This window comes from Marnyiella aurantia (assembly GCF_014041915.1).
GTDB classification, from domain to species: domain Bacteria; phylum Bacteroidota; class Bacteroidia; order Flavobacteriales; family Weeksellaceae; genus Marnyiella; species Marnyiella aurantia.
The window spans coordinates 1,879,800-1,906,021 of the sequence record NZ_CP059472.1 but is presented as its reverse complement, the minus strand read 5'-3'; the positions used below and the strand labels follow the sequence as shown (position 1 = coordinate 1,906,021).

General features: G+C 43.2%; 25 protein-coding genes. 15 read left to right on the top strand and 10 right to left on the bottom strand.

Annotated features, from left to right (window positions below; all coding sequences use genetic code 11):
• Window positions 1–40: 40 nt before the first annotated feature.
• The 3 genes from infB to rimP all read right to left on the bottom strand — a co-directional run bounded on the left by infB (window position 41) and on the right by rimP (window position 4,727).
• The gene (gene infB, locus H1R16_RS08780; protein ID WP_181886951.1) at window positions 41–2,905 is read right to left on the bottom strand and encodes a translation initiation factor IF-2; all 2,865 of its coding nucleotides are present in this window, start codon (window positions 2,903–2,905) and stop codon (window positions 41–43) included.
• A 63-nt stretch (window positions 2,906–2,968) separates the two neighbouring features.
• A complete protein-coding gene (nusA, locus tag H1R16_RS08775) occupies window positions 2,969–4,204 on the bottom strand; it encodes a transcription termination factor NusA (RefSeq protein WP_181886952.1) in 1,236 nt (411 codons plus the stop codon).
• 55 nt (window positions 4,205–4,259) lie between these two features.
• The gene (gene rimP, locus H1R16_RS08770; protein ID WP_181886953.1) at window positions 4,260–4,727 is read right to left on the bottom strand and encodes a ribosome assembly cofactor RimP; all 468 of its coding nucleotides are present in this window, start codon (window positions 4,725–4,727) and stop codon (window positions 4,260–4,262) included.
• A 279-nt stretch (window positions 4,728–5,006) separates the two neighbouring features.
• On the opposite strand from rimP, the gene H1R16_RS08765 reads away from it, so the two are divergent.
• From H1R16_RS08765 to H1R16_RS08730, 8 genes are all read left to right on the top strand, one after another.
• The gene (locus H1R16_RS08765; protein ID WP_181886954.1) at window positions 5,007–6,335 is read left to right on the top strand and encodes a UDP-glucose dehydrogenase family protein; all 1,329 of its coding nucleotides are present in this window, start codon (window positions 5,007–5,009) and stop codon (window positions 6,333–6,335) included.
• A 2-nt stretch (window positions 6,336–6,337) separates the two neighbouring features.
• Window positions 6,338–7,417 (top strand): dTDP-glucose 4,6-dehydratase, encoded by a 1,080-nt coding sequence (rfbB, locus tag H1R16_RS08760; protein WP_181886955.1) that lies wholly within the window; start codon window positions 6,338–6,340, stop codon window positions 7,415–7,417.
• Window positions 7,418–7,500: 83 nt separating this feature from the next.
• The gene (locus H1R16_RS08755; RefSeq protein WP_181886956.1) at window positions 7,501–7,854 is read left to right on the top strand and encodes a four helix bundle protein; all 354 of its coding nucleotides are present in this window, start codon (window positions 7,501–7,503) and stop codon (window positions 7,852–7,854) included.
• 62 nt (window positions 7,855–7,916) lie between these two features.
• On the top strand, window positions 7,917–8,774 hold the full coding sequence (gene rfbA, locus H1R16_RS08750; protein WP_181886957.1) for a glucose-1-phosphate thymidylyltransferase RfbA: 858 nt from the start codon (window positions 7,917–7,919) through the stop codon (window positions 8,772–8,774).
• 140 nt (window positions 8,775–8,914) lie between these two features.
• Window positions 8,915–9,598 (top strand): carbonic anhydrase, encoded by a 684-nt coding sequence (locus H1R16_RS08745; RefSeq protein WP_181886958.1) that lies wholly within the window; start codon window positions 8,915–8,917, stop codon window positions 9,596–9,598.
• Between the two features lie 58 nt (window positions 9,599–9,656).
• Window positions 9,657–9,905: a hypothetical protein gene (locus tag H1R16_RS08740; RefSeq protein ID WP_228451072.1), complete on the top strand. Its 249-nt coding sequence runs from the start codon at window positions 9,657–9,659 to the stop codon at window positions 9,903–9,905.
• Window positions 9,906–10,031: 126 nt separating this feature from the next.
• Complete coding sequence (locus tag H1R16_RS08735; protein WP_181886960.1) at window positions 10,032–11,624, top strand: SulP family inorganic anion transporter; 1,593 nt, start codon at window positions 10,032–10,034, stop codon at window positions 11,622–11,624.
• A gap of 31 nt (window positions 11,625–11,655) precedes the next feature.
• The gene (locus H1R16_RS08730; RefSeq protein WP_181886961.1) at window positions 11,656–12,291 is read left to right on the top strand and encodes a carbonic anhydrase; all 636 of its coding nucleotides are present in this window, start codon (window positions 11,656–11,658) and stop codon (window positions 12,289–12,291) included.
• 4 nt (window positions 12,292–12,295) lie between these two features.
• Here H1R16_RS08730 and pth read toward each other — a convergent pair whose 3' ends face one another.
• The 6 genes from pth to mfd all read right to left on the bottom strand — a co-directional run bounded on the left by pth (window position 12,296) and on the right by mfd (window position 20,102).
• On the bottom strand, window positions 12,296–12,859 hold the full coding sequence (gene pth, locus H1R16_RS08725) for an aminoacyl-tRNA hydrolase (RefSeq protein ID WP_181886962.1): 564 nt from the start codon (window positions 12,857–12,859) through the stop codon (window positions 12,296–12,298).
• Window positions 12,860–12,951: 92 nt separating this feature from the next.
• Complete coding sequence (locus H1R16_RS08720) at window positions 12,952–13,800, bottom strand: hypothetical protein (protein ID WP_181886963.1); 849 nt, start codon at window positions 13,798–13,800, stop codon at window positions 12,952–12,954.
• A 57-nt stretch (window positions 13,801–13,857) separates the two neighbouring features.
• Window positions 13,858–14,739 (bottom strand): hypothetical protein, encoded by an 882-nt coding sequence (locus H1R16_RS08715; protein WP_181886964.1) that lies wholly within the window; start codon window positions 14,737–14,739, stop codon window positions 13,858–13,860.
• A gap of 84 nt (window positions 14,740–14,823) precedes the next feature.
• A complete protein-coding gene (locus H1R16_RS08710; protein WP_181886965.1) occupies window positions 14,824–15,699 on the bottom strand; it encodes a hypothetical protein in 876 nt (291 codons plus the stop codon).
• 133 nt (window positions 15,700–15,832) lie between these two features.
• A complete protein-coding gene (locus H1R16_RS08705; RefSeq protein WP_181886966.1) occupies window positions 15,833–16,687 on the bottom strand; it encodes a hypothetical protein in 855 nt (284 codons plus the stop codon).
• 61 nt (window positions 16,688–16,748) lie between these two features.
• On the bottom strand, window positions 16,749–20,102 hold the full coding sequence (gene mfd / locus H1R16_RS08700) for a transcription-repair coupling factor (RefSeq protein WP_181886967.1): 3,354 nt from the start codon (window positions 20,100–20,102) through the stop codon (window positions 16,749–16,751).
• Window positions 20,103–20,260: 158 nt separating this feature from the next.
• Between mfd and H1R16_RS08695 the strand changes: the two genes are divergently transcribed.
• The 6 genes from H1R16_RS08695 (at window position 20,261) to H1R16_RS08670 (ending at window position 24,475) form a co-directional block, all read left to right on the top strand.
• The gene (locus H1R16_RS08695) at window positions 20,261–20,530 is read left to right on the top strand and encodes a hypothetical protein (RefSeq protein ID WP_181886968.1); all 270 of its coding nucleotides are present in this window, start codon (window positions 20,261–20,263) and stop codon (window positions 20,528–20,530) included.
• A gap of 34 nt (window positions 20,531–20,564) precedes the next feature.
• Window positions 20,565–20,948 carry a hypothetical protein gene (locus H1R16_RS08690; RefSeq protein WP_181886969.1) on the top strand — a complete coding sequence of 128 codons (384 nt, stop codon included), beginning with the start codon at window positions 20,565–20,567 and terminating at the stop codon, window positions 20,946–20,948.
• Window positions 20,949–21,146: 198 nt separating this feature from the next.
• The gene (locus H1R16_RS08685) at window positions 21,147–21,740 is read left to right on the top strand and encodes a papain-like cysteine protease family protein (protein WP_181886970.1); all 594 of its coding nucleotides are present in this window, start codon (window positions 21,147–21,149) and stop codon (window positions 21,738–21,740) included.
• Between the two features lie 18 nt (window positions 21,741–21,758).
• Window positions 21,759–22,445 (top strand): hypothetical protein, encoded by a 687-nt coding sequence (locus tag H1R16_RS08680; protein WP_181886971.1) that lies wholly within the window; start codon window positions 21,759–21,761, stop codon window positions 22,443–22,445.
• Between the two features lie 91 nt (window positions 22,446–22,536).
• The gene (locus H1R16_RS08675; RefSeq protein WP_181886972.1) at window positions 22,537–24,036 is read left to right on the top strand and encodes a GH3 auxin-responsive promoter family protein; all 1,500 of its coding nucleotides are present in this window, start codon (window positions 22,537–22,539) and stop codon (window positions 24,034–24,036) included.
• Window positions 24,037–24,103: 67 nt separating this feature from the next.
• Window positions 24,104–24,475, top strand: a complete 372-nt coding sequence (locus H1R16_RS08670) for a hypothetical protein (RefSeq protein ID WP_181886973.1) — start codon at window positions 24,104–24,106, stop codon at window positions 24,473–24,475.
• 11 nt (window positions 24,476–24,486) lie between these two features.
• On the opposite strand, the gene H1R16_RS08665 is transcribed toward H1R16_RS08670, so the two are convergent.
• Complete coding sequence (locus H1R16_RS08665) at window positions 24,487–24,822, bottom strand: DMT family transporter (protein WP_181886974.1); 336 nt, start codon at window positions 24,820–24,822, stop codon at window positions 24,487–24,489.
• 88 nt (window positions 24,823–24,910) lie between these two features.
• On the opposite strand from H1R16_RS08665, the gene H1R16_RS08660 reads away from it, so the two are divergent.
• Entirely contained in the window at window positions 24,911–26,146 is a 1,236-nt protein-coding gene (locus H1R16_RS08660) for an MFS transporter (protein ID WP_181886975.1), read from the top strand.
• Window positions 26,147–26,222: the final 76 nt, after the last annotated feature.

Below are 26,222 nucleotides of genomic sequence, written 5' to 3'. Positions count from 1 at the left end.
CTACATCGCTGTAGTTTCTCTTGTTTTGTAATAGTTTAATTTATTTTAGCTTCTTTTTCACGGCAACTTCCTCGTAAACCTCAAGAATATCTCCCACCTCTATATCGTTATAACCTTTTAGATTCAGTCCGCATTCGTAACCTTTGGTTACTTCTTTCACATCATCTTTAAAACGCTTCAAACTTTCAAGCTCGCCGTCGAACTTAACAATTCCGTCGCGCAGTAAGCGTATCTTGGAATTCCTTCCTACTTTACCGCTAAGAACCATACAACCGGCAATGCTGCCAACCTTGGAGATCTTAAATACCTCGCGGATCTCTACATTACCAATGACCTGCTCTTTAATTTCCGGCGAAAGCATACCTTCCATGGCCTCTTTAACTTCTTCGATTGCGGCGTAGATAACAGAGTAAGTACGGATTTCAATTTCCTCCTTATCTGCAAGCTCTTTGGCATTTGCTCCTGCACGAACATTAAATCCTATGATAATCGCATCTGATGCCGTAGCAAGGTTTACATCGGATTCCGTTATAGGTCCAACGCCCTGATGAAGTATATTAATACTGATTTCCTCAGTTGAAAGACGCTGCAGCTGATCTGAAAGCGCTTCCACAGAACCATCCACGTCTCCTTTCAGAATAATATTAAGTTCCTTGAATTCACCCAGAGCAATACGTCTGCCGAGTTCTTCAAGTGTTGTATGCTTTTTGGTACGGATAGAAAGTTCACGCTGAAGCTGCTCACGCTTGGTAGCAATAGTTTTCGCCTCACCTTCATCATCAAATACCCTGAACTTATCTCCGGCTCCAGGTGCTCCGTCAAGACCAAGGATAGTTACAGGCATTGAAGGTCCTGCAGTTTCCATTGGCTTTCCTCTTTCATCAAGCATCGCTTTTACCTTACCGTGGTTTTTACCGGCAAGAACGTAATCTCCCACCTTAAGTGTTCCACTTTGTACAAGAATGGTTGCTACATAACCGCGACCTTTATCCAGGGACGCTTCAATAACAACTCCCTGTGCATTTTTATTAGGATTGGCTTTAAGTTCCAGAATTTCTGCCTGCAGAAGAACTTTCTCCAACAGTGCATCCATGTTATTACCGAATTTAGCAGAAACTTCCTGAGACTGTACATTACCACCCCACTCTTCTACGAGGATATTCATACCGGAAAGTTGCTGGCGAACATTATCCGGATTAGAGCTTGGCTTATCAACCTTGTTCAGGGCGATAATCATAGGTACACCGGCAGCCTGCGAGTGAGAAATTGCTTCTTTCGTCTGTGGCATTACATCATCATCCGCTGCAATCACGATAATTGCAATATCGGTAACCTGTGCTCCTCTGGCTCTCATCGCGGTAAACGCTTCGTGACCAGGAGTATCCAGGAATGTAATTTTCTGTCCGTTTTCGAGTTGAACATTGTAGGCACCGATGTGCTGAGTAATACCACCGGATTCACCAGCGATTACATTGGTTTTTCTTACGTAATCCAGAAGCGATGTCTTACCGTGGTCTACGTGACCCATTACGGTCACAATTGGTGCGCGGGCTACCAGATCCTCTTCAGCATCGATTTCTTCATCTGCAGCAGACTCTTCAATATCTGCGTCGGAAAATTCGATCTTATAACCAAACTCATCTGCTACAAGAAGCAGCGTATCTGCTTCCAGACGCTGGTTCATGGTAACCATAACTCCGAGGGAGAAGCAGGCTGAGATCACTTCAGTAGGACTCACATTCATTAAGCTGGCCAGTTCGCCCACTGTAATAAATTCTGTAACCTTCAAGGTCCGGTCTGCAGCATCGATTTGTTCCTGCAGTTCGTCCTGCTCTCTTCTGTAGGTACGCTTTTCTTTTCTGTATTTTGAACCTTTGGATTTACCCCCTTTGTTGGTCAGTTTCTCCAGAGTCTCTCGTATTTGATTTTTAACCTGCTCATCGGTAAGTTCTACCGGCATCACACGGTCTGCCCCACGTCTGGAACCGCCAGGCTTGTTGCCTCCCTGCTGTGGAGGTCGGTTGCCTGCGGGACGGTTACCCTGACCACCAGGTCTGTTACCCTGACCACCGGAGCCGGCAGTACCGGACTGCGCTGTACCACCAGTTGGATTTGGTTTCTCGATACGTTTCCTCTTCTTTTTCGCAGCGGCGCTGTTCGCTCCCTGAGATTTAGGCTTATTAAACTGGGACAGGTCCACAGTTTGCTTCAATATTTTAGGACCGTCAAGTTTCTGGTATACGGTTTCGATTTTATTATCTCCCAAATTTTCAGATTCCTGAATGGCTGGAATAGCAGGTGTTGCAGTTTCTGCTGGTTTTGGCGTTTGTGCAACGGGAACTTCGGGTGCAGGCGCTTCAGCTGCTTTTGGAGTTTCTTTCACTTCCGCTGCCGACTTGGCAGGTTCAGGTTTTGGCTGCTCCTTTTTGGATGAACGCGGTTTTCCTGTCTCGATTTGAGATAAATCTATTTTATCCAGAATCTTAAATTCCTGCTTTTCCACGACAGACGGAGATTCCACTTTAGGTTCCTCCTTCTGTACCGGTACTTCCGGAACAGGTGCCGGCGTTTCTGCCGGAACTTCTGCTTTTTTAGGATTGAGATCAATCTTTCCTAAAATTCTCGTTTCGGGTCTGACGGCAGCTCTTGCTTTTATCACTTCAGGTGCTTTTTCTTCAATGACCAGCTTCTCTTCAGGAACCTTAGCCATAACTACCTCGTGTGAAGCTTTCCGCTGCTCACTGTCCTTCATGAATTCTGCCTTCAGTGCCCCATATGCCGCTTCATCCAGTTGAGCGTTCGGATTTTCATCTACCGCAAAGCCTTGCCCCTGCAGAAACTCCACAAGTCTCGACATTGAAATATTGAATTCCTTTAACGCTTTATTTAATCTAATTTTTGGCATGCAAATATTTACTATTTTATTTTAATTATCCTGTGTACTTCGTACAGCATTTTACAAGGTCTGTTAAGCTTCAAGCTCCTCCTTCAGCACCTGCTTCACCTCATCGATTTGCTCCTCTTCCAGATCCACAAGGTTCACCAACGCTTCAGTATCCTTATCCAGGACACTTCTGGCTGTATTTAAGCCTACTTTTTTAAACTCCTTGATAATCCATTCGCTGATCTCGTCGCTGAACTCGTCCAGCTCAACATCATCATCATCGCTGGTTTCACGGTATACATCAATTTCAAAACCACTAAGCCAGGATGCAAGTTTTATGTTTTGTCCCTGCTTACCGATAACTTTGGAAATTTCTTCAACGGGAGTGTAAACCATCGCATAGGCTTGCTCGACATTGATGTCAATTTTATTTATCGTAACATTACCCAGCGCTCTTTTCACCATAATCTCAGGATTCTTGGACCACTGTATTACATCGATATTTTCATTTTTCAGTTCGCGCACCACGCCATGGATACGGGACCCCTTTACACCTACGCAGGCACCTACGGGATCAATCCTGTCGTCATAGGCATCTACTGCAATTTTCGCTTTCTCACCAGGAATCCTTACCACTTTCTTAAGCATTATGGTACCGTCTTGAATTTCGGGAATTTCCAGCTCCAAAAGTTTTTCCAGAAACTTCGGTGAGGTCCGGGACACAATGATCTGTGGTTTGGACCCTTTAAAATCAACACTGTCCACAATAGCGCGGATACTTTCGCCTTTCTTGAAAAAGTCTGAAGGAATTTGATTTTCTTTTGGAAGAATGAATTCGTTATCCTCATCGTCCAGCAAAATAGCATGCTGCTTTCTGATATGGTGTACTTCTCCAACAACAATCTCACCAATTCGGTCATGGAATTGCTCATACAGAAGACCATTATTATGCTCCTGTAGTTTTGTAGCCAAAATTTGCTTCAAAGTCAGGATATTCCTGCGGCCTAATTCAGCAATTGGAATTTCTACTGTATAATCCTCGCCTACCTCAAAAGTAGGATCCATCTTCTTTGCTTCCCGCAGTTCAATTTCCAGGTCATCATCTTCGGACATACCGTCCTCCACAATAATTTTATTTAGGAAAATCTGAAAGTCACCTTTATCGGGATTTACAATGACATCAAAATGATCGTCTGAATCAAATCTTTTTCTTAGCAGCGTTTTCAGTGAATCTTCAATAATAGCCATCAAGTCAATCTTACTGATGCTTTTCTCGTCTTTAAAATCGCCAAACGCTTCAATTAACGCTAAACTGTCCATAATCTATATAGTGATAATAATGAGTAGTACGGCCGTACCGTCCGTCATCATATTGTTAAAATTTTACTGTTACCAGCGCTTTTTTTATATCTGTGTATGGAATTTCCTTTTCTTCCACCACATCCACTTTACCTTTGCCAACATCTTTGGGCTTTCTGTACCGCAGCACTAAGGTAATACATTTTTCATCCATCTTAAGAAGTTCACCTTCCACCTTAGTATCATCGGTAAGCAGAATATCCAGTTCTCTTCCAAGATTTTTTCGGAACTGCCTTTCCGATTTTAATGGCTCGCTCAGGCCTGCACTCATCACCTGAAGCGAAAAATCATGCTCCTCGCGATCCATATTAAATTCAATCGCACGGCTGGCATCCAAACAATCCTGTAATGTTACGCCCTGATCGCCATCCAGAATGACCGTTATATCATCTGAAGCTGAAAATCTGAGATCAATAAGAAACAGATCCTCGCGTTCCTGCAGAAATTCACCAATCAGGCTTTCTATCTTTTCTCTAAACTCCATAATTAACTGAACAATTGCTGATACGAAAAAAGGCTCTCTTTCGAAGCCTTTTCATTTTTCCGCAATTCCTGTGCAAATATATGAATAATTTATTAAAATGCAAAAGAGTTGTGATTCTCAGTTTCTTGACTCTCCCGTCCTTCTGTGAACAACTTTAAGTATTTTTCTGTACTATCAATTCAGATACCTCATTTTAAATACTGAAATCAGGTATACATTATTATTTAATTTTAAAAGGCAAATTTTCATTAATTTTGGCGGAATTATAAAGTAGAAATTTTGAACATTACGATTGTAGGGACCGGATATGTAGGCCTGGTTACAGGATCAACACTGGCCGAGCTGGGAAATTCGGTATATTGCGTGGACATAGACGAACAGAAGGTTGAGGCGATGCAGAATGGAAAGATTCCAATCTATGAACCCAATCTGGAGGAAATGTTCGCAAGAAACATACAGGCACAGCGGCTGTTTTTCACCACAGACCTTAAAGAAGCATTAGACAAAAGTGAGGTCATTTACCTGGCCCTGCCCACACCTCCCGGCGAGGACGGCAGTGCAGATCTTTCCTACGTTTTGGGAGTTGCTGAAAAAATCGGCATGCTGATGACCGGATACAAAGTGATCGTGAACAAATCTACCGTACCGGTAGGAACTGCCGAAAATGTAAGGCAGGTGATCGCGTCCAAAACCACCATTCCTTTTGACGTAGTGTCCAATCCCGAATTTTTAAGGGAAGGATTTGCCGTGGAAGATTCCATGAATCCATCCAGGGTTGTGGTAGGTTGCAGTTCAGCCCGTGCACGCGAGATAATGTCGGCCATTTACCAACCTTTCACCAATACCGGTATTCCTATTATATTTATGGATGAGAAATCGTCTGAACTCACCAAATATGCTTCCAACTCATTCCTGGCAGTGAAGATTACGTTCATGAATGAGATTGCCAATTACTGTGAGAAAGTGGGTGCCGATGTAGACAAAGTTCGCCTCGGAATGGGTTCTGACGACAGGATAGGTCACCGTTTTCTCTTTCCGGGCATTGGCTATGGCGGAAGCTGCTTCCCCAAAGATGTAAAAGCCCTCATAAGGTCCGGTAAAGGTGAGAATTTTGATTTTCAGCTGTTACAGGCAACAGAGGTGGTGAACATCAACCAAAAAACAATACTCGTTCCCGAAATTGAAAATTATTTTGGAGGAAACCTACAGGGCCGCAGAATAGCGGTTTGGGGCCTCGCATTCAAAGCCAATACCGATGATATCCGTGAAGCCTCTTCGCTGGACAATATTCGGGCATTGCTTAATAAAGGAGCAGAAATCGTAGCCTATGATGCAATAGCAGAGGATAACGTTCGCAGGCTTTTAGGAGACCAAATTGAGTACGCCGCTGATATGTACTCGGCACTGGATGGCGCGGACTGCCTGCTGATCATAACCGAATGGCCTGAGTTCAAGAATCCTAATTTTAAACTGATGGCCAGCCGCCTTAATAATAAAGCCATTTTCGACGGCAGGAATATGTATGCGGTGGAAACTCTTGAACAGAACGGTTTCTTTTACAAAAGTATTGGGAGGAGAACAGTAGAAAACACAGGAAAAAAAATATAAGCATGAAAAACATCATCATTACTGGCGGCGCCGGGTTCATTGGGTCACATGTAGTTAGGGAATTTGTAAAGAACCACCCCGAATCCACTATAATCAATCTGGATGCCCTGACCTACGCCGGCAATCTTGAAAACCTTAAAGATATTGAGGACGAGCCCAATTATGTGTTCGAAAAGGCCGACATTACCAAAGTAGATGAACTTAGAAGGATTTTTGAAAAATATAATCCGGATGCAGTGATTCATCTGGCGGCCGAAAGCCATGTGGACCGCAGTATAACGGATCCCAATGCCTTTATAAATACCAACGTAAACGGAACCGCCAACCTGCTGAACCTTTGCCGCGAATTCTGGACGCTTAATCCCGATCATACCCACGGCAATTTCCCCGATCAAAGCCGTAGCAACCTTTTCTATCACGTGTCTACGGACGAGGTTTACGGAAGTTTAGGGGAAACCGGGTTTTTCCTGGAAACCACCCCTTATGATCCGCAATCTCCTTACTCAGCAAGCAAAGCAGCTTCGGACCATCTGGTTCGCGCTTACGGAAATACATATGGAATGCCTTTTATTGTATCGAACTGTTCCAATAACTACGGTCCGAACCATTTTCCTGAAAAGCTAATTCCGCTTTGCATATCGAATATCATTAACGAAAAACCATTACCTATTTATGGCGATGGAAAATACACAAGGGACTGGCTATTTGTAATAGACCATGCAAAGGCAATACACCAGATTTTCTTCGAAGCCAGGACCGGCGAGACTTATAATATCGGCGGGTTCAACGAGTGGCAGAACATTGACCTTGTGAAAGAACTCATAAAACAGATGGATGAAAAACTTGGCAACGAGGCTGGTCATTCAGAAAAACTCATCACTTATGTGAAGGACAGACCCGGGCATGACAAGCGTTACGCCATTGACGCCACCAAACTAAGCAGTGACCTGGGCTGGAAACCGTCCGTAACATTTGAGGAAGGTTTAAGCAAGACAATAGACTGGTTCCTGGAAAATCAAGAATGGCTGGAGCATGTTACATCGGGCAGTTATCAGGAGTATTATGATGGACAGTACTCTTAAGGGTTAGGAGGTTAGAAGGTTAGAAGGTTAGGAGGTTAGACGGTTAGACGGTTAGAAAGTTATTATAATTACCTGTAGAAGAGATGGATGTTCGGTCACATAAGGATTTAAAGGTTTGGCAGGAATCCATGGTTCTTGTTGAAGAGATCTATCGTGCTACTGCCGTTTTTCCAAAGGAAGAAATTTATGGGCTAACAAGTCAACTAAAAAGAGCTGCAGTTTCCGTGCCTTCAAATATTGCCGAAGGCTGTGGAAGAAAAGGAAGCGCGGAATTGAAACGTTTTCTTTATATCGCACTGGGTTCTCTTAGCGAACTGGATACTCAGCTGGAAATAGCGGAACGTCTGCATTTAATGGAAAAAAATGAAGAAATTGTAGAAAGAATTTATTTTATAAAAAACATGTTAGCGCGTTTAATAGCAAGCCTGAAGGAATAGCGTTTTCCCATACACCGAAACTTCCTAACCTTCTAACCTTCTAACAAAATAACAACACCAAAATGAAAGGAATCATACTCGCCGGCGGCTCCGGTACCAGACTTTATCCGCTTACGATTGCGGTAAGCAAGCAGCTCATGCCAGTTTATGACAAGCCGATGATCTATTATCCGCTGTCCACACTACTGCTGGCAGGAATTAAGGATATTCTTATTATTACGACGCCACATGACCAGGAAGGTTTCATCAAACTTTTAGGTGATGGCTCCTCCATTGGCTGCAACATACAGTATAAGGTTCAACCGTCACCGGACGGACTGGCGCAGGCCTTTATTTTAGGTGAAGAATTTATCGGCGGCGATTCAGTAGCACTGGTTCTGGGCGACAATATTTTTTACGGTGCCGGTTTGCCCAAACTTCTTGAAAGCAAAACTACTGTAAAAGGCGGCTGCGTATTCGCCTATCAGGTCTCAGATCCGGAGAGATATGGTGTTGTGGAATTTGATGACAAACTGAAAGCCATCTCGATTGAGGAAAAACCCGAACATCCAAAATCCAATTACGCCGTCCCGGGCCTTTATTTTTATGATAATTCTGTTGTTGAAATTGCCAAAAACCTGAAACCTTCCGCACGGGGAGAGCTTGAAATCACGGATGTAAACAGAATTTATCTGGAGCGTGGTGAGCTGGAAGTGGGCGTGATGTCACGCGGCGCCGCATGGCTGGATACCGGCACCTTCGACTCACTGCACGAAGCTTCGGAATTTGTAAAAGTTCTTGAAAAACGACAGGGGTTTAAAATCTCGTGCATTGAGGAAATTGCTTATGCCAAAGGATTCATTAACGAGGAACAACTTCTTGAAGCTGCCGCCAAATATGGTAAAAGTGGCTATGGCGAATATCTAAAAGCCTTACTTTAATCGAATTCTTTACCAGTTAAAGGGTGTTAAAAATTGTGTTTTCTACGTCTGAAACTATATTTTTGCCCTATTATTTATAAAATCTATCGGCTAAGTGCAATTTCCGACGGTAATGAGATAATTTTGCAGTAACAGTTATTATGGGAAAATCCTACGACGTCATCTTTGAAAACAACCGCAAATGGGTGGAAGCCAAGATTACCGAAAATCCGGATTTCTTTAAGATTCTTGCAGAGACCCAAAACCCCGAATATCTGTATATTGGGTGTTCGGACAGCCGCGTGTCAGCAGAAGAGATGATGGGAATGAAGCCAGGCGAGGTTTTCGTAACACGTAATGTGGCCAATTTGGTAAATACGCTGGATATGAATTCCACAGCGGTTATACAGTATGCCGTGGAACACCTTAAGGTTAAGCATATCATTGTTTGCGGTCATTATGGCTGCGGTGGCGTAAAGGCTGCCATGACCTCTGAGGATTTAGGCTTACTGAACCCTTGGCTGCGGAATATACGGGATGTGTACAGACTTCACCAAGCCGAACTGGACCAGATTTCTGACGAGCATGAAAGATATAACCGACTGGTTGAACTTAATGTGCAGGAACAGTGCATTAACGTAATAAAGATGGCCGTCGTGCAGGAACAGTATCTTGTGGATGAGTATCCAATTGTGCATGGATGGGTGTTTGACCTTAAAACAGGCAGGATCATTGACCAGGAAATTGATTTTGAAAGTATTTTGAAAGATATTCAGAAAATATATAACCTCACCAACTCAGACTGGGTGATGAGCCGAAAGAAAAACAAGAACTTCTTTGATTAAAAAGTCTTTACCGATGCGGATCTGGAGTTTAATCACCTTAGCGATTTTTCTCAACTTCATGGCCTTACCCAGTATGGCCGCTACATTGGGATGGGACATTCCCGTGTCCACCGTCATGGTTTCTGAAGAAGAAACACAGCACGGTCCACTTGTGCTGCATGAAAAAACTATTCCCTCAACGTTAAACGTTCACGATTTCCTTAAACTTATTGGCGCAGATTTACTGTCCAGTTCATTTCTGCTGGCAGATGATTCCGTTCATCTGTCCCCATTTCTTTCTATTTTTTCTCCACCTCCGGAATTTTAGTATACCCCCACATGGATGCTGACCAGAATATATTAATATTCGGGACAGGACCACTGTGCAATCTTACTAAATTTTCAATCGGCACTGTTTATTATAATAAGCAGGTGCACAACACTTTACCAATAAATGAAAAAAGCAAAATCATTATATGGAGGGATAAAAGAAAATTTCCCTTCCGGACTCGTTGTCTTCCTCGTAGCACTTCCCTTATGTCTGGGAATTGCACTGGCCTCGGGCGCACCTCCACTCTCCGGGGTTATAGCCGGCATAATTGGCGGTTTGGTCGTAGGATATTTAAGCAATTCAAATATTTCAGTATCGGGACCTGCGGCAGGTCTTACAGCTATAGTTCTTACAGCAATAACCGGTTTGGGCAGCTTTCAAATGTTTCTTTGTGCCGGTTTAATTGCAGGTCTTCTACAGCTGGTACTCGGCTTTGTTAGGGCTGGAAGTATTTCCAACTACTTCCCGACGAATGTGATCGAAGGGATGCTGGCGGGTATTGGCATTATTATCATTATCACCCAAATTCCTAATGCATTTGGTTTTGCCACGGGATTCACAGACAGTGTGATGGCGGTGAATGGCTTCAGTTTGGATACACTGGCCACCATGGCGGCCGGCATCCACCCCGGCGCAGTTATAGTAACCCTAACTTCAGTTGCCATACTTTTGGCATGGGACAAATTTCCGAGGCTTAAAAAAATAAAGATGGTCCCTGGAGCCCTGGTGGCGGTAGCGTCCGGCATAATACTGAATTACCTGTTTACTGTCACTGGTAGTGCACTGGCTATAGGATCGGAACATCTTGTCTCCCTGCCCGTCCCAAAAAGTTTGGACGATTTCCGTGGAATGCTTGTATTTCCGGCATTCAGCGGATTTCTGAATATGCAGGTTTGGGTAGTAGGTGCAACAATTGCCATTGTAGCCTCCATCGAAACGCTGCTCTGCATTGAAGCATCAGACAGACTGGATACGCACCGAAGGATCACTGACACTAACCGTGAACTTAGGGCTCAGGGTATTGGAAACCTGCTTTCGTCATTAATTGGAGGCCTGCCGATGACTTCTGTAGTTGTGCGGAGTTCCGCAAATGCAAATGCGGGTGCAACGAGCAAAGCATCAACGATGATCCATGGTGCATTACTGCTTATCTCCGTTCTTACAATACCGTTCATTCTCAATATGATCCCATTGTCCACGCTGGCCGCAGTACTTATCCTGATTGGATATAAACTGGCCAAACCGGCTACTATCATGCACTTTTGGAAAAAAGGAAAGCATCAGTTTATACCCTTTATTGCAACTATTATTGCGGTAGTTTTCCTGGACTTACTCAAAGGTGTAGGTATAGGATTATTAATCTCCATATTTTATATTCTGCAGGGCAATATGAAACGCGCCTACTATCTGAGCCGCGAACAGCTTGACGATGCCGATGAGATAAACATTAAATTGGCAGAAGAGGTTTCTTTCCTGAACAAAGCGGCTATAAAAAAGACACTGAAAAATGTGAAGCCAAACTCCCGAGTTTGCATAGACGCGAGGTCAACTTCGTATATAGCCACAGACATCCTGGAAATGATTCAGGAGTTTGCCAATATCCGCGCTAAAGAAGAAGATATTGAAGTTACACTAACCGGTTTCAAGACATCCTATCAGGAATATGCAGAAGATCAGGATTCGCATGTCATCATTGCACACCGCAGGGCCATTTAATTAAGTTATTACCCAGAAAAATAAAATAATAATGAAAGCACATACTCTAGAAACACAAACCACAACTACACCTGAAAAAGCATTAATCTTCTTACAGGAGGGGAATCAGCGCTTTGTACAGAACCTTAAAATTAACCGCAATCTGCTGGAGCAGGTAAATGATACCCGCGCCGGGCAATGGCCATTTGCGGCAGTCCTGAGCTGCATAGACAGCCGGACTTCTGCCGAGCTGATCTTTGATCAGGGACTTGGAGATATATTCAGCATAAGAATCGCCGGAAATTTCGTGAACCGTGATATTTTGGGCTCAATGGAATTTGCCTGTAAGGTGGCAGGATCCAAATTGGTAGTCGTGCTTGGACACAGCAAATGCGGCGCTCTGAAGGGTGGACTGGACGCACGTAAAGTGGAAGGTCTTGGAATGGAAAACCTGAATCACCTCATCAGCAATTTTGAAGACTGCATAAATGAGGTCATATATGAGGGGGAAGAAAGGTCCTCGGCTAATGAAGACCTGCTCGAGCGACTGAATGTCTGCAATATACAGCGTACCATTGCACAGATCAGAGCCCAGAGTGAAACGCTGAGAACTATGGAGAAGGAGGGCAGCATTAAAATCATAGGTGCTAATTACTGCGTAGAGAGCGGTGTTGTAACCTGGCTGTAACCGGTTACTTGCCGTTAAAGGCGGTCATTGTATTCTGTATGCCGGCAAATACAAAAGAAAGACAGGCATTTGAAAACTTCCCGATGAGTTCGGGGAGTTTTTCTTTTTCCTGCTCTTCCCATTTACCTAGCACATAATTTACTTGTTTCCCGGCAGAAAATTCAGCAGAAATACCAAATCGCAACCTCGGATAGTTGCTTGTCTGAAGTTTTTCCTGAATACTTTTCAGGCCGTTGTGGCCTGCATCGGAACCCTTCATCTTCATCCTAAGTGTACCGAAGGGAAGCGAAAGGTCGTCCGTTATGATCATAAGATTTTCAACCGGAATATTTTCCTTCTGCAGCCAGTATTTTACGGCATTGCCTGAAAGGTTCATATAGGTGTCAGGCTTTAGAATAAAAACTTTTCTGCCCTTATATTTTCCTTCAGCCATTAAGCCAAAATTCGCAGATTTAAAGGACGCCTCTACTGCTTCAGCAATCTTCTCTGCCACCTTGAAACCGATATTATGGCGCGTTTCGGCATATTCTTCTCCCTTATTTCCAAGGCCTACAATCAGGTACTTCACTATCTTCAGTTTTTATAGTTTGCAAATGTAAATTATATGTACAAAAAATCCCAACTTCACAGAAGTTGAGATTTTAGTAAATACCGGGAAATCTACAGATTCTGATACTCAAAGTTCCAGATAGCCGATGCTGACTGGGTTTTGGTTGGATAACCTGCTGCATCATAGATATGGGTCATGTTTTCAGACTGCGAAGCGCCACCTGTCTGTATAGTAACCGTTTGATAATTATTTGAAGAAAATCCAGTAGGTCCTGCACCGTCAATGTCGAAATTTGCAGTAGCAATAGTATAAGAAAGTGGCAACGTTCGGTAAGGATTCATATTGACGTCGTAATTGCTGAAGTTTGCAGTAAACTGAATCGGGGAAACAATAACAGGTCCCGCGCTCACCTCAGCAGTATAGATCCATTTAGAAAGATTGTTGCCGGTGTATTCCAGATCAGAGGTCAATTTGCCGGCTTCTACTGTGGAGCCCGGCAAATAAATAGTTGTTTTAATCTGGGTTGGCTTTGCACCAATATAGATAAGGTCAGATCTAAAAGTTCCGGAAACAGTACCTGCATCAGTTATTGTTCCTGTAATCTGCGAAAGTACATTTCCACTGTAGCTCAGCACGGATGTAATAATCTGCGGCTGCGCACCCTGCATGTCAGTTTTTACGATCCTGGAAATCTGCGTACCGGTGTACTCCACAGAGTAAGACACAGAGTTATTGCTCGTGCTTACAGAATTAAGTTTTCCGGCATTATACATATAATTAACATCATACGCAGCAGCTCCAACTTCGGCAATATTTACTTTATTAAGAACTTTCACATTCGTATAATCAGGCAGTGCATTCTCCAAACCAATTAAATCGCCGGACGATTCTGCACAGGACGCCACCGCTAAGGCTGCAGTAATTGAAATGCCTGCGAGTTTTAAATTTTTCGTTGTCATAGAAATATAAAATAAAAGGGAAATGCAGTGGCATTTCCCGTAGTTCATGTTGTCTTTTTAGAAAGGCCGGTACTCATAGTTTGATCCCCAGCCGGATATCGCATAACCGATATTATCGTAAGTGTAAAGTGTATTGTAGAGTATAGGCAGTGGAATCGCGTCGCTGGAATACATTATTCTTTTCGGATTATTTGCAGAAAAACGGTAAGAATTAAAGGAATTCTCAAAGGTCTTGTGCAGCAGGTAACCAAAAGGCAGAAGCGAGTAAGGGCTTCTCTTATCATCGAAATTTGAGAAATCGTAGGATTCAGTTAGCAGGGCAGCACCCAGAACGTTTCCAACTACATTACCGTAGCTGTTTGTTACTTTAGTAACGTTCCAAAGCGTATCATACTGATAAGCAGACTTCTGGTAAGAGGTGAAGACAAAATTTTGCGCAGGTATCTCATTACCACTTCGTGTAATTACAGAATCCAGCTTTGAATTTGCGTTGAACTTTATTGAGTACAGCGCTCTGGATTTCTGGAATACAAGAGGTGCAGTTTGCGCAGCGATATTTGGATAAACTGTTCTTGTTTCCGTGATTGTGGAAAGTTTTGTATTGTTGTTCGGATCGTAGTTAAACAGCTGTGCATAAACGATACTGTCTCCAGCTACAACTCCGGTAAAATCAATCTTATTGATTTGATCTCCTGAATAGCTGATATTGGTAACTGTATTGTTCCCTTCTACGCGGACCAATTTTCTGCCGTTGTAATGATATCCTGCAATAGTATCAGCCGAGGTAACCTCCTGATACAGGAAACGGTCCTCACCAATACCTCCCTGGTTATAGTCCATATCATTAAGAAGGTTCCCGTCATCATCGCCAATTCGTTTACACGACTGAACAGAAAGAATTAGAAACATTGATACAAATAGATATAATAAATTTTTCATTTTTATTGATTGTAATTACATAATTTAATATTGTATGCACCTGTGAAACTTCAGTTTAGAAAGATCCTACAAGTTCATTTTCTATCACTGTGGAGCTGGTTGATAGGTATAAGATTTTGTGCCGTTGGATACAGGGTAATTATGCGTATCAAATTTATACGAATAAACAGTTTCCACCATTGGCAAAGATCCCGAAGTGAATTTCATTTTCGCAGGGTTATTGTCCGACATATAAGAATACATATCTGGAAATATACTGGCAATATTGATTATGTAATTATCGGAAATACCCAGATAAGGATTGTTTCTCCAGTCGTAGTTTACATACTCATATGTATTTTTCACAGTGCTTAAGATTACTCCTGAGCTAATATCAAGAACATTTTTGCTGGACTCCACTTTTGCTACGTTTGGTCCGTCGTACGTGATTGCGTCTGTGACCGTATTTGGATAAACATAGATATTAGGCGTCGCAGGATTTACTGCTGCAGTTTTCTTATATGCTTTAGTCACTCTGCCAGCACCGTCATACTCAAAAATACTGATGGAATGATTTGTATGAGTATTTCCAACATAGAAGTCATTCATAAGGCTGACCATTCTACCTGTTGCATTATCATAATTGGGAATCAGGACGTATTTTCCGCCTGTGGTTCCACCGGGAACTGTACCGATCATCTCCATCTTGGAAATTCTGTTTCCTAAATAATATACATATATCGTCTGATTTTCTACTGTTGCGCCTGCCTGTGCTACACGGTCTATTTTGAAAAGTTTTCCATTATTTAATGAATAATCCTCCAACGTACTATTGTCAGCAAATGCTTTCCTCAAAATCCTCGGTCCCGAAATATCATTAGGGTCTTCAAATCCGTATACAGCAGCGGGATCCGACTCCGCACAGGAATTAAATACGGCCAGACCTATTATCAGACTGAAAAATTGTAATAATCTCTTCATATTAAAAATTTATACTTTTATAACATACAAAACTAATTTTTTTTCTGAAGATAAGGCAATAATTTGATGTTAAAGTTTACAACCTCACATTAAAAAGCCCAAAATGGCCGTTTAAATTTACCTGCAACTCAAATTAAAGAATAGGTTTATAGATGATTTTAGCTACACCGGTGGGATCAGATACCGGATAATTATGAGTATCATAAATATAATTTCCATAAGTAATGACAGGCGGAAAATTGAAAAATTCCATCTGCATTTTCAAATTGTTGTTGTAACTATACTGATAGAAGGTAAGCGAGCCTACCATAATGCCCATACCCAGACGGAACTCGTTGGGTAATGTACTGTACGGACTTATTTTGTTGTCGTAATCCTCAAACTTATAAACCGTGTTACCCATTGGGTCCAGGGGCTCCAGACTGCCATCGGGATGAATGATACCCATATGATTCTCTGCAACCTTAACAACATTGTCGCCGGACCATGTCAGGTTTACGACACCGTAATGAGTAAAAGTACCGTTGTAAGGCGCCAATATCGATTTACGGTCCAGTTTTATCAGCTTGCCCGCACTGTTATATGTCAACCAAAAATGGGCTTCTTCCGAAACTATACCCATCACATTCTTTTTTAATATCGCATTGGTAACTTTGCCGGCAGAATTATAAGTATAATTCAAATCCATTGTATGTGTCCCTGAAGTCAATAACATTTTGCTCACGCTGTTATTGAGGTTGTAAGATACAGTGATCTGGTTATTGGTTTTATAGAATTTCACCTGCTCCAGTACTCCGCCCGGAGTCGAAAAATACTCGGTATGCGTAATGTTGGCACTGTCTATCTTATGAAGGATTCGGGGTCCGGTAATCGTGCTCACGGGCGTATTGCTGTTCCAGCCATAAACCATTGCCGGATCCGGCGGTACACAGGAGAGAATTAAAGTAAGCAGTGAGATGCAGCAAAGGCAGTGTAAATATCTTTTCATATTAAATTTGTTTCAAACAAATCTAACTGATTTAAAGATACGGATGTACTTCGTTTAAAATTTAATTTAAAATTCTTTCCAATACCGCTGTTACCTCATCCACATTCTTAACCTTCTCCTTGCGCATCATCAATTGAGTACCGTCGCTGGTGTTTTTTTCCTTTAAAGTAGCCTCTGCAGGATTCTGAGTTAGGTACGTGATGATATGCCGGAATTTATCACTCTGGTAGAATTTATCCTGTGGATTTGCCGGAAAGTAACCCAGGAACACACCGTTCTTCACTATCAGTTTGTCAAAACCGACCTCCGCAGCCAGCCATTTCAACTCAACGGATTTCAGCAGATTGCGCGCTTCCGGAGGCAAGGCTCCGAAACGGTCGGTCAACTCATTCTCAAATACAGCCAGATCTGCGGCAGATTTCACATCTGCCAGTCTCTGATACAGACTGAGCCTTTCTTCGGTGCTCTGTACATAGCTGTCCGGCAGCATCAGTTCCAGGTCAGTGTCTATATTTACTTCTTTGGCAGTACTTATAAGCTTACGGCGGTCCTCTTCATTTTCAAAAAGATCTTCAAATTCTTCATTGTGCTGCAGTTCCTCCAGTGCTTCCTGCATAATCTTCTGATAGGTTTCGAAACCCATCTCATTAATGAATCCACTTTGCTCGGCGCCCAAAAGATCACCTGCGCCCCGGATTTCAAGATCCTTCATGGCAATCTGGAAGCCGCTGCCCAGATCTGAAAACTGCTCAATGGCTTCCAGTCGTTTGCGTGCATCAGAAGTTACCATATCGAAGGGTGGTGTTATAAGATAGCAGAAAGCCTTGCGGTTACTTCGCCCAACACGCCCCCGCATCTGGTGCAGATCTGCCATACCAAACCGCTGCGCATCATTGATGAAAATAGTGTTGGCGTTGGGAACATCTACCCCACTTTCCACAATGGTTGTGGACACCAGCACATCATATTTACCGTTCATAAAATCCAGAACATTTTGCTCTAGCTGTTTGCCTTCCATCTGGCCGTGTCCTGTAATCACCTTTGCATCGGGCACAAGCCTTTGGATGAGTCCGGCAATATCCTTCAAATTCTCAATCCTGTTGTTGATGAAAAACACCTGACCGTCACGCTGAATCTCATAGGATACAGCATCTCGGATGAGTTCTTCATCAAAACCTACAATATGGGTTTCTACCGGCTGGCGGTTAGGCGGCGGAGTCTTGATAACCGACAGGTCCCGCGCGGCCATCAGGGAAAACTGAAGCGTCCGCGGAATTGGAGTTGCGGTTAAAGTCAGTGTATCTACATTGGCCTTCATCGTCTTAAGCTTATCCTTAACCGAAACGCCGAATTTATGCTCCTCATCAATAATGAGCAGTCCCAGGTCTTTAAATTTTACCTTATCCGAAACGAGTTGATGGGTGCCGATAACAATGTCGAGTTTGCCATCCTTCAATCCAGCAAGTGTCTCAGCTTTTTGTTTGGCGGTCCGGAAGCGGTTCATATAGGAAATTTCAACAGGAAAATCCTTCAGCCTTTCCTGGAAACTCCGGAAATGCTGAAATGCCAGAATAGTGGTGGGTACCAGCATTGCCACCTGCTTGCCGTCTGTAGCGGCTTTGAAGGCTGCACGTATGGCTACTTCCGTCTTCCCGAAACCTACATCGCCGCAAACCAGCCTGTCCATAACGGTTTGCGCTTCCATATCTTTCTTTACATCATTGGTGGCCTTCTCCTGATCCGGTGTGTCCTCATAAATAAAGCTCGCTTCCAGTTCATTCTGAAGATAGGAATCCGGTGTGAAACTGAAGCCTTTTGCCGTTTTGCGCTGTGCGTAGAGTTTTATAAGGTCAAAGGCGATCTGCTTTACTTTGGCTTTTGTTTTCTGCTTCAGGGATTTCCAGGCCGGAGAACCCAGTTTCGAAAGCACTATTTCCTTTCCGTCGGGACCGTTGTATTTGGAAATCTTATCCAGGGAATGTATGCTTACATAAAGTAGATCCTGATTCTTGTAAACCAGTTTAAAACATTCCTGAACTTTTCCGTTATTGTTAATCTTCACTAGACCCATAAACTTACCTATGCCGTGATCTATGTGAGCAATATAATCACCTACCTTCAGCGACATCATATCCTTCAGGGTAAGCTGTTCTGATTTAGCGAAATTATTTTTCGCTTTGAAGCGCTGGAACCTGTCGAAAATCTGATGGTCAGTATATACCGAAATCTTTAAGTCAGCATCGACAAAGCCCTCATGCAGTTCACTTTTGAAGGAGCGGAAGGAAACGTCATGATTGAGTTCTTCCAGAATACTTTCCAGCCTGTCCTTCTGCTTTTCCGATGAAAATGAAATCCAGGTTTGATAACCCAGCGCCTTCTTTTCCTTCAGGTCATGAGCCAGCATTTCAAAATTTTTATTAAAAACGGGCTGGGGCTGCTGGTTGATTTGTAACAGGCCGGAGGTGAAAAACTGTTGTTTTGTAAAATCCAACAGTGCAAAAGATGAAATTTTTTCGGTCAGCACAGTTTCAGAAATGAAAAGTTCTGCAGGTGGCTGGTGTTTCAGGGTTGTACTCAGCTCACCAAAATTCTGTTCTGCTTTGGCAAAAAAATCCCTGATTCTCTTGATACCGAGATACGCATCTTTCGAAATCACTATTGAATCGGTTTGCAGCAGGTCGAAAAAGGAAATCTTCGTTCCGGACGCTGTGAAATTCATATTGGATACCAATTGAAATTCAGGGACCGAAGACTTGGAAAGCTGGGTTTCCAGATCAAAAATTTTGATACTCTCCACTTCACTGCCGAAAAACGTGATACGGTAAGGCTGCTCCCCGGAATAGGAAAAGACATCAAGGATCCCGCCCCTGAGTGAAAATTCTCCGGGTTCTGACACGAAATCAGTCTGATGGAAATCGTACTGGGTAAGCAGTTCCAGTAAAAATTCAAAATCCAGAAGATCTCCCACCTTTACAGTATGGGTAATAGCTTTAAAATCATCCTGTTGAAGTACTTTCTCACTCAAAGCAGCAAAAGGTGCTACAATTACACGCGCTTTGGACGCCGAGTTAAGTGCATTCAGAACTTCAGTTCGCAGTACGAGGTTTGCGTTCTGGACTTTCTCCACCTGATAGGGCTCAAGATACGACGGCGGGAAGTAAAGCACATTCTCCTGTCCCACCAGTTCTTCCATCTCGGCGGTGATATATAACCCCTCCTCTTTGTCATTAACAAGGAAAAGAACTGTTTTCTTATGTACGATAAAATATTCGGCAGCCAACACAGAGGGTGCAGAACCGGCATATCCTTTCACAGTTACCGTCCTGTTCTTCTCAAGTTCAGTAAAAAGTGTTTCGCCAAAATTTAACCTGAGGAGTTCAGGCAATAAACCATCACTGATGTTTTTTAATTCCATTCGTAATAAATAGCAAGCAAAAATACGGTTTCAGGATATTCTGAAACCGCTTTTTACACCTTACAAATTTACAAAATTTCGCTGATTGTATTCACAATTTGAATCAGCTTGTGGTCTAGCACCGTTTTTGAATCTGCAATCCTTAAAATATTTGCATCATGAAAAATATTCTGACATCAGTGCTTATTATAATGGGTTTAGGGTATACTTCGGCACAAAGACTTCCGCCTAAACCACCGAAGCCGCCACTACCCAAATTCCTGAAAAATAAAAAGGCGAAGAAGGCAAGACCTGCACCGCCTAAACCGGGTGAAAGACCATATATTATAACTCCGGACGGACAAAAACTTTATCCGGGAGATACACCCCGCCGGCCGGATGCACCACCCCGACCTCCAAGACCGCCGCGCCATCCTTTAGCAAAGTAAATAATTCAACAATATTAACATTAACATTTCTAGTATGAAAAACCTTTTGAAAACACTAAGTATCCTTATGCTATCCTTATTCGTAATCGTGTCCTGCAGCCGTGACGATGATCCTGCAGATAATGATTTCTTTGCCGGAACATACAACGGAAACATCTCTTATCTGGACGGAAGTAATAATATAAACACTGCGGACGGAAAAGTATTTGTTACCAAAATTGCCAGCGGAACCAAGTATAACTTTAAATTCTCAAACGGCATTCCGGATCTTAATGGTATTGAATTCCAGCAAACAGGTGATAACACCTTAGTAAGTGTGGGATCAACAACTACAAGTTACATAACAATTGACAACAACGACCTGGACATTTTTTACACAAAGGACGGTAAGACCTGGACCGCCAACTGTTCCAGATAATACCAGTACAATTAATTCCAAGTAAGCTGCTTCCAACCGGGAGTAGCTTTTTTAATGTACTTACATATATATCATGTGAATATTTTTTACAGAATAAGTGTTTTTCCTGTAAATTATTCATGAGTTCGGTTTAATTTTACTGCAAACAACGGCGGAGTCCGAAAAGCCTATAGAGTAGGAAACAAAAAAATCAATACCATGAAAAATGAATTTAGAAACGTATTAGTGGGATTCGTTTTAGTGCTGCTAACCCTTGGCAGCTGCTGTAAGCCGGAAGTAATCGGTAATGTAGCGAACACCCTGCGGCCGCAGGAGACCAATAACTGGTGTTGGGCGGCCACCACTCAGATGCTGGCACAACATTTCGCCATCAGTGTGACGCAGTGCAGCCTGGCCAATCACCGCTTCAGCATGAACAATTGCTGTACGCCACAGAACCAGGGCAGTAACTGTCCGAAGAACTCCGCCTGTAACAAACCGGGCTGGCTGGAACTGGATTTTGCAGGTTTGAAATTTACCGAAACCAAAACTGCGCTTACCTGGGATGCGCTGAAAAAACAGATTTTCTGTGCTAAAAAACCAATGGGCTACGCTTACGGTACTCCCGGTGTTGTAGGACATGTACTTGTAATCAAAGGATACATCACACTGAACGGGACCCGCTACCTGGCCCTGAACGATCCCTGGGCACCCTGCTCCGGTCAGGAGAGGTTCATCACCTATGAGGAATATGAGAATCCTCCCGGAACATCCACACACTGGTCCACATGGTATGATATAGCTAAGAAATAACCTTAAAAATTACCCGACATGAAAAATACGATATTTATTATATTAGCCGGACTGCTCACCTTTTTCCTGACGTCCTGCAACAAAAATTCCGGTATGAACAATAACGATGGCAACCAGTCTGTAAAGGAAAATCTCTTCAAAACCTCTGAGGAAGCAGTTACCAAGGGAAAAAATGACCTCCTGTCACTTGTTAAGAACAATAAGGAGTTCAACCTGGGTATAGATGCCGGTGCTTTGGAAAGATCAGCTCCCGGCAGAGCTGTTCCGGAAATGACTCTGAATTTCGAAAGACTTATGCAGAACCAGCGTGATTCAATCGCTGGGATGCTGGAAGATTCACGCCGGCTTTCCACCCCACTCATAGCAGACAATACGGTGGTAACGGTGATTGGCACGAGCCAGACAGAAGGCGGCTGGCGTTTGGGCGAGTTGGGCAATAAAGAAGTTGCAAATGACCTCACGGAACTGGGCGGCACTGCGGGCATGAACATGATGCAGGTATCACGCATTGAAGTTCCTAATTTACAGGCCACCATATATGAGGTAAGTACGGCCAACGGCAAGCAATATTTCACCAACTATGGCGGACGATCCCTACGGGAACCCGTAAACCAGTCAGAACTCCTGAAGCAGCTTCAGGCAGATGCCGTCCGGTTCCAGCGGGAATTCGGGGATCAGCTGAAAAAGAACAATCTGGTTAGGTAGAATTCTGCAATAACATCGAAGCATCCGGCGGAATTGCCGGATGCTTTCTGTTGGTAACCTAAGATCAGGATACTTTCTTTACTTTTGCCTTATGCTAAATTTCCTAAAGAAAAAAGCCGCACTTATTTGGGCAGGTAATCATGTAAAGAAAACACAGGATTTTAAACTGAATGCTGAAATAAAGCAGGAAGAACAGTTACTTATGATGGTGCGTACCGCAGAAAAAACCCTTTTCGGTAGACAGCATCATTTTGAAGATATACATTCAATTGAGGATTTTCAGGAAAGAGTTCCGGTTACGGATTACGAAGGATTGCGTGCCTTTATTGAAAAGATGAAGAAAGGACAGCGGAATATCCTTTGGACCGACACTCCCTTATATTTCGCAAAGACATCCGGAACCACATCCGGTTCAAAATACATCCCAATCTCTAAGGAAGGCATGCCCTTCCAGCTGGCAGGTGCGCAGAGTGCACTATTCCACTACATCGCAAAAAAAGGCAATGCCGATTTCGTAAACGGCAAGATGATTTTCCTGCAGGGAAGTCCTGAACTGGAGGAAGTGTACGGAATTAAAACCGGCAGGCTGTCGGGGATTGTGGCACATCATATTCCTTCATACCTGCAGAAAAACCGCTTACCCAGCTGGGAGACCAACATGATTGATGATTGGGAAGCCAAAGTGAACCAAATAGCCGTAGAAACGGAAAAGGAAAACATGACCCTTATTTCCGGGATACCACCCTGGCTGATCATGTATTTTGAAAAGCTCATTGAAAGAAACGGTAAAAAAATCACCCAACTCTTCCCAAACCTGCAACTGATAGTAACCGGTGGCGTAAACTACGAACCCTACCGTGAAAAGATGAATGAACTATTAGGCGGCAAGGTGGACATTATCCAGACCTTCCCCGCCAGTGAAGGATTCTTTGCCTTTCAGGACGATTATCTTCAGGAAGGATTATTGCTGCTCACCAATCACGGTATATTTTACGAGTTCATTCCGCTGGAAGAATATGGGAAACCCAACGCCAGTCGGCTTACGCTTAAAGACGTTGAACTCCACAAAGATTATGCACTTATACTGACTACCAACTCAGGACTTTGGGGATATTCTATTGGAGATGTAGTGCGTTTTATCTCCAAAAATCCGCACCGGATCATGGTATCCGGACGTACTAAACATTATACATCGGCTTTTGGGGAACATGTAATTGCCTTTGAAGTGGAAGAAGCACTTAAATCCACAGTGGCCGAACTTGCTGCGCAAATTACCGAGTTCCATCTGGCTCCGCAGGTGAACCCAACGGAAGGACTTCCTTATCATGAATGGTTTGTCGAATTTGAAAAGGAGCCTGAAGACCTCAATTTATTCAGCTTAAAACTGGATGACGAAATGCGGAAACGTAATACCTACTACGATGATCTTATCACAGGAAATGTGCTCCAGCCACTAAAGATTACCCGTTTATCACGCAATGCTTTCCACGAATATGCGAAAGCGGCAGGAAAGCTGGGCGGCCAAAACAAAATTCCCCGACTGGCGAACGACCGAACGATTGCTGATATTTTAAGTGAATACAAAATTTAGGACCAAATAAGCACAGGTTCCTGCTCTTGTGAAAAAAATTTATAAATTTGAACAAATAAAAAATCCAATGAGACTATCTTTATCCTCTAAATCAATTTTACTTGCCGGTGTTTTTGCCCTTTCGTCCTGCGCGACCACAAAATACTCCGACGATGTAAATCAGAATAACTTCTCCAACCTCAGAGCCGGAAAACCTTACAGTTTCAAACTTAAAAACAGTACCGAAACCAAAAAGATGCTTTTCTCCAACTTAACGGCAGACAGTATCATTGGGTATTCCACGAAAAAAGATTCCACACGTATTTCGCTGGCAAAAAAGAATGTGAGAGAATCAAAAGACCTTAGAAATGCTAAAATCCAGACTGCCGCTTATGTTATCGGAGCCGTGGGTGTGGCTGCAATTGTCATCAGCTCATCCAAGGCGACAAGCAACGAGTAGATTAATTAAATTTAGGAGGAAACTGCTTTCAGTCCTACAACAGAGGCTATAAGTGTAATCACAAAGAAAATCCGCCAGAAGGTGGCCGGCTCGCTGAATATGAATATTCCGGCCAGTACACCGCCTACCGCACCAATTCCCGTCCAAACTGCATAAGCAGTGCCGATGGGAATTGCGTTTTCACCACTTATGGATTTGTACATCAGAAACATGGAAACAAAGAGGCAGCTGCCGAAACCAAACCACCAGTAAAGACTTTCGCGGCCCTCGGTTTCCTGCGCTTTCCCAAGGCAGGTGGCAAAGCCTGTTTCAAAGAGGCCTGCTATGATAAGTATAATCCAGTTCATAGGGCAAAAATAACAAAATAAGAAATGTGCATATGTTAATGCTGCATTTGATAGATTATTTTAACTCCCCCAGTTATATATTTGCCGGATGATTTCTCTAAGACCGGTTCAAACCCTGAAAATTCCGGAATTCAGGAACCTCATGGCCGGCAGATTTTTCCTTGTACTTTCCTTCCGGATGCTGGCCACCCTTTTAGGCTGGTGGGTGTATCAGCTCACCAAAGATCCGTTTGCAATTGGGCTGATCGGGCTTTCCGAAGTTATTCCTGCCGTAAGTTCGGCACTTTATGCCGGTCACGTCATAGACAATACCGAAAAGAAACGGCTTTTGCTCATCTGCAATTATGCCTATGTCATCCTGATCGGTTTCCTGGCGGCACTGGCTTTTTTTGTCGAGGGCACCCACACGCTTACCAACCGGGAAATTACTTATTTCATCTACGGTACTATTTTCTTCACCGGCATCTGCCGCGCATTTATTGGTCCGCTGGTTCCGTCCATGATTCCAAAAGTGGTCGGAATAAAAAAACTGGCGGCGGCAGTAACCCTGAACCAGGCCACTTTCCTAACCGCTTCAGTTTCCGGCCATGCCCTGGGCGGCTTTTTCATTCATTGGTTTGACATTTCCGGAACGCTGTTCATCATTGTAGCGCTTATGTTTCTGGCTTCCCTGTTTTTCTGGTTTATTAACAAACACCACAGTGAAAATCAGGGCGAAAAGATGAAAGTGATGGAAAGCATGAAAGAGGGGCTGCAATACATCTACAAAACAAAAGAGATTCTTGGTGCTTTGCTGTTGGATATGTTTGCGGTACTCTTTGGCGGTGCGGTGGCTATGATTCCGGTGTTTGCCAGTGACATACTGAAAGTAGGTTCCGAAGGTTTCGGTTTACTGAATGCAGCCTCAGATATTGGAGCCATGCTTATTATCGTCACGCTGGCATTTGTGCCGTTACGCAGAACTCAGGGAAAGATCCTGCTTTTTGCCGTAGCAGGATTTGGTCTCTGTATTATCGGTTTCGGGCTTTCCAAACTTTACTGGCTTTCCTTCTTTTTTCTTGTCTTAAGCGGAATCCTGGACGGCATTTCAGTGGTGATCCGCGGAACGATCGTGCAACTGAAAACTCCAGACAAAATTCGCGGACGTGTACTGAGCGTTAATTCGATCTTCATTATGAGCAGCAATGAACTGGGGCAGTTTGAAAGTGGACTTGCAGCCAAAATGCTTGGCGTGGTAAGGTCGGTGGTCTTTGGCGGCACAATGACATTGCTCATTGCCCTGGCAGTAAGCCGAAATAAGAAATTAAGGAAGATGGAGTATTAGCATAAGATATTTTCTAGATAAGACCAAGCGAAAATTTGTTGATTGTGTAATAAATATCTATTTTTGTTGACATTAC